7 protein-coding genes are annotated in these 5,955 nt (G+C 67.1%); 2 read left to right on the forward strand and 5 right to left on the reverse strand.

Annotated elements, in window-relative coordinates; all coding sequences use genetic code 11:
- A partial coding sequence (locus tag AC1D01_RS17370) for a S8 family serine peptidase (protein ID WP_477868391.1) occupies positions 1-863 on the forward strand: 863 nt, incomplete at its 5' end.
- 8 nt (positions 864-871) lie between these two features.
- Positions 872-1,129, forward strand: a complete 258-nt coding sequence (locus AC1D01_RS17375) for a hypothetical protein (RefSeq protein WP_457329693.1) — start codon at positions 872-874, stop codon at positions 1,127-1,129.
- 25 nt (positions 1,130-1,154) lie between these two features.
- Here AC1D01_RS17375 and AC1D01_RS17380 read toward each other — a convergent pair whose 3' ends face one another.
- The 5 genes from AC1D01_RS17380 to AC1D01_RS17400 all read right to left on the reverse strand — a co-directional run.
- Positions 1,155-1,484, reverse strand: coding sequence for a low molecular weight protein tyrosine phosphatase family protein (locus AC1D01_RS17380; protein WP_477868394.1), 330 nt, complete (start codon positions 1,482-1,484; stop codon positions 1,155-1,157).
- A 10-nt stretch (positions 1,485-1,494) separates the two neighbouring features.
- On the reverse strand, positions 1,495-2,496 hold the full coding sequence (locus AC1D01_RS17385) for a ParA family protein (RefSeq protein ID WP_477868396.1): 1,002 nt from the start codon (positions 2,494-2,496) through the stop codon (positions 1,495-1,497).
- Entirely contained in the window at positions 2,493-3,698 is a 1,206-nt protein-coding gene (locus AC1D01_RS17390) for an ATP-binding protein (RefSeq protein ID WP_477868398.1), read from the reverse strand. The genes AC1D01_RS17385 and AC1D01_RS17390 overlap by 4 nt, the downstream gene beginning before the upstream one ends.
- A gap of 29 nt (positions 3,699-3,727) precedes the next feature.
- The gene (locus AC1D01_RS17395; RefSeq protein WP_477868400.1) at positions 3,728-4,807 is read right to left on the reverse strand and encodes a phospholipase A; all 1,080 of its coding nucleotides are present in this window, start codon (positions 4,805-4,807) and stop codon (positions 3,728-3,730) included.
- 93 nt (positions 4,808-4,900) lie between these two features.
- A partial coding sequence (locus AC1D01_RS17400; protein ID WP_477868402.1) for a chitinase occupies positions 4,901-5,955 on the reverse strand: 1,055 nt, incomplete at its 5' end.

Raw genomic sequence — 5,955 nt, forward strand, 5'->3', positions numbered from 1 at the left:
GCCTGGTCTACGGCAAGCCGGCGGCCGGCGCCGGCAAGGGCATCTCGGTCGGCGTGGTCGACACCGGCATCGGACCGCACGATCACCTGAAGCTGGCCGGCGGCCGCAACACCACCGCGAAGGAAGCGACGCGCCTGCTGCGCGATGCCGACGGCCATGGCAGCCACGTGGCCGGCGTGATCGCGGCGACGGCCGGCGGCTGGCGGCGCGGCGAGGCGGGGGCTGTGTCGCTGCATGCGTACCGCGTGTTCGAGGCGGGCGATCCGTTCGCGTCGACCTTCGCGATCCAGGCGGCCATCAAGCAGGCCGCCGTCGACGGCTGCGACCTGGTCAACCTGAGCCTCGGGGACAGCCTGGCGGACGAGGCGGTGCGCGACGCGGTCGAGTTCGCGTGGGCGCGCGGCTGCGTCTGCCTGGCAGCGGCCGGCAACGACGGCGCCGACGAAGTGGACTACCCGGCCCGCTACCCGAAGGTGATCGCGGTCTCGGCCATCGGTTTGGAGAACGCGTGGCCGGCCGGTGCCTACCTGGAGTGGACGCTGGGCGAGCCGCGCGGCAAGCCGATCGGCAAGCACGTGCCGTTCTTCGCGCAGTTCTCCAACCGCGGCCGCAAGCTCACGCTCACCGCGCCGGGCGTGGCCATCGTGTCGACGCTGTTCGGCAACCGCTGGGGCGTGATGTCGGGCACCTCGATGGCCACGCCGGTCGCCACCGGCGTGCTGGCGCGCCGCCTGGCGGGCAGCGCGGTGCTGGCGATGCCGCGCGACGCCCGGCGTTCGGCCGCCATCGTGGGATTGGCCACGGCGCATGCCCAGGACCTCGGATTCCCCGCCCGTATGCAAGGCAAGGGCTTGGCGCGATAATCGAGGCCATGGCGCGCTTCGTCTTCTTCAACTCCAGCGACGTGGACGCCAAGGCGCTCACGGCGGCGAAGAAGTCGGTGCGTGCCTTGGGCGGCATCGTCGTCGGCGGTGCGGCCGGCTCGATGCTCGTCGAGGCGCCTCCCACCAAGGCGGCGCAGGTGGCCAAGGCCCTGCCGGGCTGGCACTACGCGCAAGACCGCAAGACAGCCCGCGTTCCCGAGCACACGCCCCTGCAGCGTGCCAAGCGGGCCGCCGCCAAGGGCTGACGCTCTCCTCTCCCGGTTTTCCGTTTCACCGCACCCGAAGGTACGGTCCCACCTTCGTCGTCAACAAGTCCACGAGTTCCGGGTCCATGAAGGCGTACTCGTCGGGAATGCCCAGCACGATCACGCGCTTCCCGCTCAGCCACGGCTTGAACTTGCGGGACAGCTTGTTGCGGTGCGACCGCTCCATCACGAAGATCACCTGCGCCCACTGCACCGTCTCGCTGTCCAGCGGCGTGAGTGCCGAGCTGTCGAGCCCGGCCGAAGTGCATTCGACATCAGGCCACGATGCGAACACCTGCTCGGCCGTCGGGCTGCGCAGGCGGTTCTGGCTGCAGAGGAAGAGCACGCGCCGCATTGAGCCGCACTCAGGGCACTCGGTTCAACCCGATGCGCTTGCCAATGTCACCGGCCAGTTGCCTGAAATCAGCATAGGCGCCGGAAACTGCCGTTGCATGCGCCCCGATCGCACCATCTGCCGCCTTGAGGAAGAAGATCGGCTTGCGCGCCTCCTGGCCCAGCGGCATCAGGCTGTTGTAGTTCTTGAGCATCGCCAGACAGAAGGGATCGTGCTCGATCGTCGGTGTGGACGATGAAACCTCATCCAGAACGCTGCGACGGAATTCCGTCGGAATCTGATCCAGCCACCGGGTGTAAGCCTGGACGGGACGGGTCAGCCGCACACCGTGGCGCATCGCCACATATCCCATCGGCGTCATGTCCCCGATGGGAAGCTCGAACTCCGGTTGCGCCCAGGCCTGCTTGCGATGCTCCCAGCCCTTCCGCCAGTCGCGCAGTGTCGGCCCGAGGTTACGCAGGCCCTGCAGGGAAAACAGGTCCGCGCCCAGCGGCACGATCACATGGTTGCTGCCCAGAAGCGCGGCACGGTTGATGGCACCGAGGTTCGGGCCAACATCGAAGACGATCAGGTCAGCACCAAAGCGCTGCGCTGCTTCCTGCGCAGAACGCCAGAAGGCGGTCAGTATCCGGAATGGTCGCGCCTTCTTTTTGTCGTCCAGCGCCTGGGTCCACTCCGAAGAGAGCTCATCTTCAAAACTCGACAAGCCCAGATCACCGGGAATCAACGCAAGACGCTGGTCGACGGTCTGGAAGGCGACCGGYGCAAAATCACCGACGTCCAGCAGTGGCTCGACACTGCGAAAGATCGTTGACGCTCCCGCACCTTCATCCCACAACAAGGCGAGCCGCTCTTCATCGAGAAACGCAGCGGTGAGGTTCGCTTGTGGGTCGAGATCCACCGCCAGGACGCGCAGCCCCCTTTCAGCGAACATCCATGAGAGGTGATAGACCAGCGACGTCTTGCCGACTCCACCCTTGTTGTTGAAGAAGGAGAGGACCGGAATACTCATGCTGCTCTCCTGATCGACACCATGACCAGCGAGTCACGCACTTCGAACTCCGGTGCGGGATTCCCGTTGTCTGCCAGCAGACGCCGTGCCGTCGCAATGCCCACGCCGAAGCGCTGCACATATCCCAGGACCTTCATCGATTCGGCCAGGTTCGGATTGCGGTAGTCGGTGACACCCGGCATGCCGAAGTTCTCTCGCGTCACCATGCCGAAGGGGCCGCCGGGGTTGATGATCTCGATCCGGTCCTTGAACCACGTCAAGCGAACTGGCGCGTTGGTCGCTTCATAGGCGCGGTGCATCACGGCATTCCGAACCAGTTGCTGCAGCGCCGCGAGCGGGTAGTCAGCTGAACGCTTCTCGATGGATGCCGACTGGAAATCGACCGCTGTCGAGATGTTGGCCTTGAGCTTCTCATCGACGCGGGAGAGCACCTCGCCGAGGCGACCGTCGATCTCCGCCGCATCGATGATCGGCGCATCCAACTCGGTACCGTCCAGCCGCAGGAACTGCACGTACGCGCAGGGGATGAGATCTCGGGGACGGTTGCCGAGGACCAGGCTTCCGAGCACCGTCGGCACCGGGTGGTCGATCGATTCGACCATGCGGCAGGCGCTCAATCGCTCTTCGAAGCTGCGGTTGTTCGCCTCCAGGGCGTCGGCGGAGAAAGCGCCCGGCAGATACTCCGCCTCGAAAGTCGGCCGATGCAGGTCGGCAAGCTTGGCGAACGACACCGGCTGCAGATCGAACGGCAGATCGCGGTGGCGCCGGCGTTCGTTCAGAAGCCGCTCGTCCTGTCGGCTTGCGATGTCACGGCGCGGGCCTGTGCGGAGGTAGGTGCGGCCCTTGTAGCGCACCGGTGGTGCGTCGGCAGGCAACACCATCAGCACGGCGACATCCGCCCCGCGCAGCGTTCGCTTCTCGACGCTCATCGTCGGTAGCGGGAGGATATTTCCGTCACTGTGGATGTCGGCCAGCGCCTTCAGCAGGTCGTCCGTGATGTCGAGATTCGACACCTGGCCGTCATCCTTGACCCCGATGAAGATGACGCCAGCCCCCTTGTGCCCCGGCAGGTCGTTGGCAAACGCACACACGGCCTGCCGCACCTTCTCGGGGGAGTCGCCCTTGAAGCTCTCCTTGCGCTCGGCTCGATCCGACTCCAGGTCGTCAAGCAGGGCCTCCAGTTCAGCGTCGGACAGTCTCATGGCGCCATTCTCGGTCACCCCCGGCGAAATCAGAACTGCAGGAACGTCACCCCCAACCCAAAGCTCGTCTGCCGGAAGTTGTAGTCCGTCAGCGTCTCGCCGTAGCCGCGGAAGGCCTGCAGGTACCAGCGCAGGCCGTTCGGCTGGTCGCGCAGCACCGGGTAGGTCCACTCGAGCTGCAGCGCGCCGTACTTCACCCCCTGCAGCGTGTTGCGGTACAGCAGCGAGGCGGTCGACACGCCGCTCGCCCAGTTCAGCTGCGTCTCGCTGCGGCCGCGGTAGTCGATCWGGTCGGGGTTGTTGTCGGTCTCCAGCTTCTCGTTGAAGCGCTGCACCAGGCGCGTGCTCAACGACCAGTTGTCGCGCTCGAAGCCGGCCCCGAGCGACGCGCGGTTCCAGCTGCGCGACAACGGGTCGGACTGGCCGTTCGACTGGTGCGCGATCCCCAGCTGCCCGTAGCGCCACTGCCAGCCGAACGGCAGCCCGCGCCAGGCCTCGGGAACCGGCACCACATAGATCGCCTCAGGTTCATAGTCGCTGTTGCGGAACGGCTTCGAATCCTTGCCGTTCCAGATCTGCCACAGCGCCTGCTGCGTGAAGGCGAGCCACAGGTCGCCGCCCTCGAAGCCCACATCCTGCAGCACCTTGGTGCGCAGCGACAGCTGGAACTTGGCCTCGGTGCGCTTGTAGTCCGGCAGCGGCACGGCCGCCTGCGTCGGCGATCGAGGCTCGCGGTTGATGCGGCTCGTCTGGTGCACCGGCAACACGTAGTTGGGCTTGTAGCCGACGAAGTTGAAGATGCCGCGCTTGTCCTCGGGCTCGAGCTCCCAGTAGCGCGAGACCAGGCTGCCGCTGCCGCCGCTCACCGGCCGGCTCGCCGGCGGCAGCAGCTGCGTCTTCGGGGCCAGCTTCGAATCGCTCTCGCCCTCGCGCCCGGTGGGGGCCGGCCCCTCGACCGCACGGCCGGCCAGCCGGTCGTAGCAGGCGAGGCGATCGGCCGGGGCACCGATCTCGGCACAGGCCGCGAGCCCCTCAGGCTGCGCGAAGGCAGGCTGCAGCGAGGCGATGAAGAGGAAGCAGGCGCATGCGGCAAGGGTCGAAGATTGCATGCGGCCGCATGGTAGGGCCATGTGGTGAATCCCCGAGCAGCGGGCGCCGGATGGGCGTCCCGCCGCTCGGGTATCCAAAGGCCCTTGCGGGCCTTACGGCAAGGTCTTCAGGTGCGCGCCGACCGGCGCCGAGAAGTTGTACCCATCGAAGCGGTCCCAGTTGATCGACCAGGTCATCACGCCGCGGAAGGTCGGGTAGGCCTGGTTCGGGCGCAGCGAGCCGCAGCCGGTCAGCTTCACCATGCAGTCCACCGCGTTGTTCACGGTCGCCGCGGTGACGAAGCCGGAGTTCGCCGAGCGCGGGCCCGACGGCACGCCGAACGCGACCTGGTCCGGCCGCAGCCCGGCGAAGGTGCCCGCCGAGCCGTTCGACAGGCCGAAGCCCTCGATCAGCATCTTGCTGCCCGCCACCAGCATGTCGACCGAGCCTTCCGGGTACGGGTTGGCCTGGTACGGCGAGTACAGCCCGCCGTTGTTGTAGTACTGCACGTGGATGATCGACAGGTCGTCGCGCAGCCCGTTGATGATCGGCAGGTAGGCGCCCCAGATGCTGCCGTACGAGATGAAGCCGCCTTGCACGTACGGCCACTCCGGCGCCATCGACAGGTAGAACTTCGAGCCGACCTTGGCCTTCAGCGCCTTCACCGAGCTGACCAGGTACTGCTGGATCGGCGCGCCTTGCGCCACGCCGTTCTCCAGGTCGAGGTCGATGCCGTCGAAGCCGTACTTCTGGATGATCGCGTACAGGCTGTTGGTGAAGTTCGTGGCCTCGGCCTGCGAGCCGACGCTGACCGAGCCGTYCTGGCCGCCCAGCGACAGCACCACCTTCTTGCCCCGGGCCTTCAGTGCCCGCACGTCGGCGATGAACTGCGCATCGCTGCCGGCATTGGAGTCGACCGTGAAGCTGACGTTGCCGCCACCGGCGTTGTCGGCGAACGCGACGACGATCACGTCCCACGCGTCCGGGATCTGGCTCAGCGGGTAGGTGTTGCCGGCCGGGTTGGTGAAGTTGTGCCAGTAGCCGACCAGCGCGTGCTTGGCGATGTCGCTCGACGGTGCGGGTGCCGGGGCCGGGGCGGGCGCCGGAGCGGGTGCAGGGGCCGGCGCGGGAGCAGGGGCCGGCGCAGGGGCGGGAGCCGGTGCCGGAG

The sequence above is a fragment of the Rhizobacter sp. P3_B12 genome (assembly GCF_056402895.1).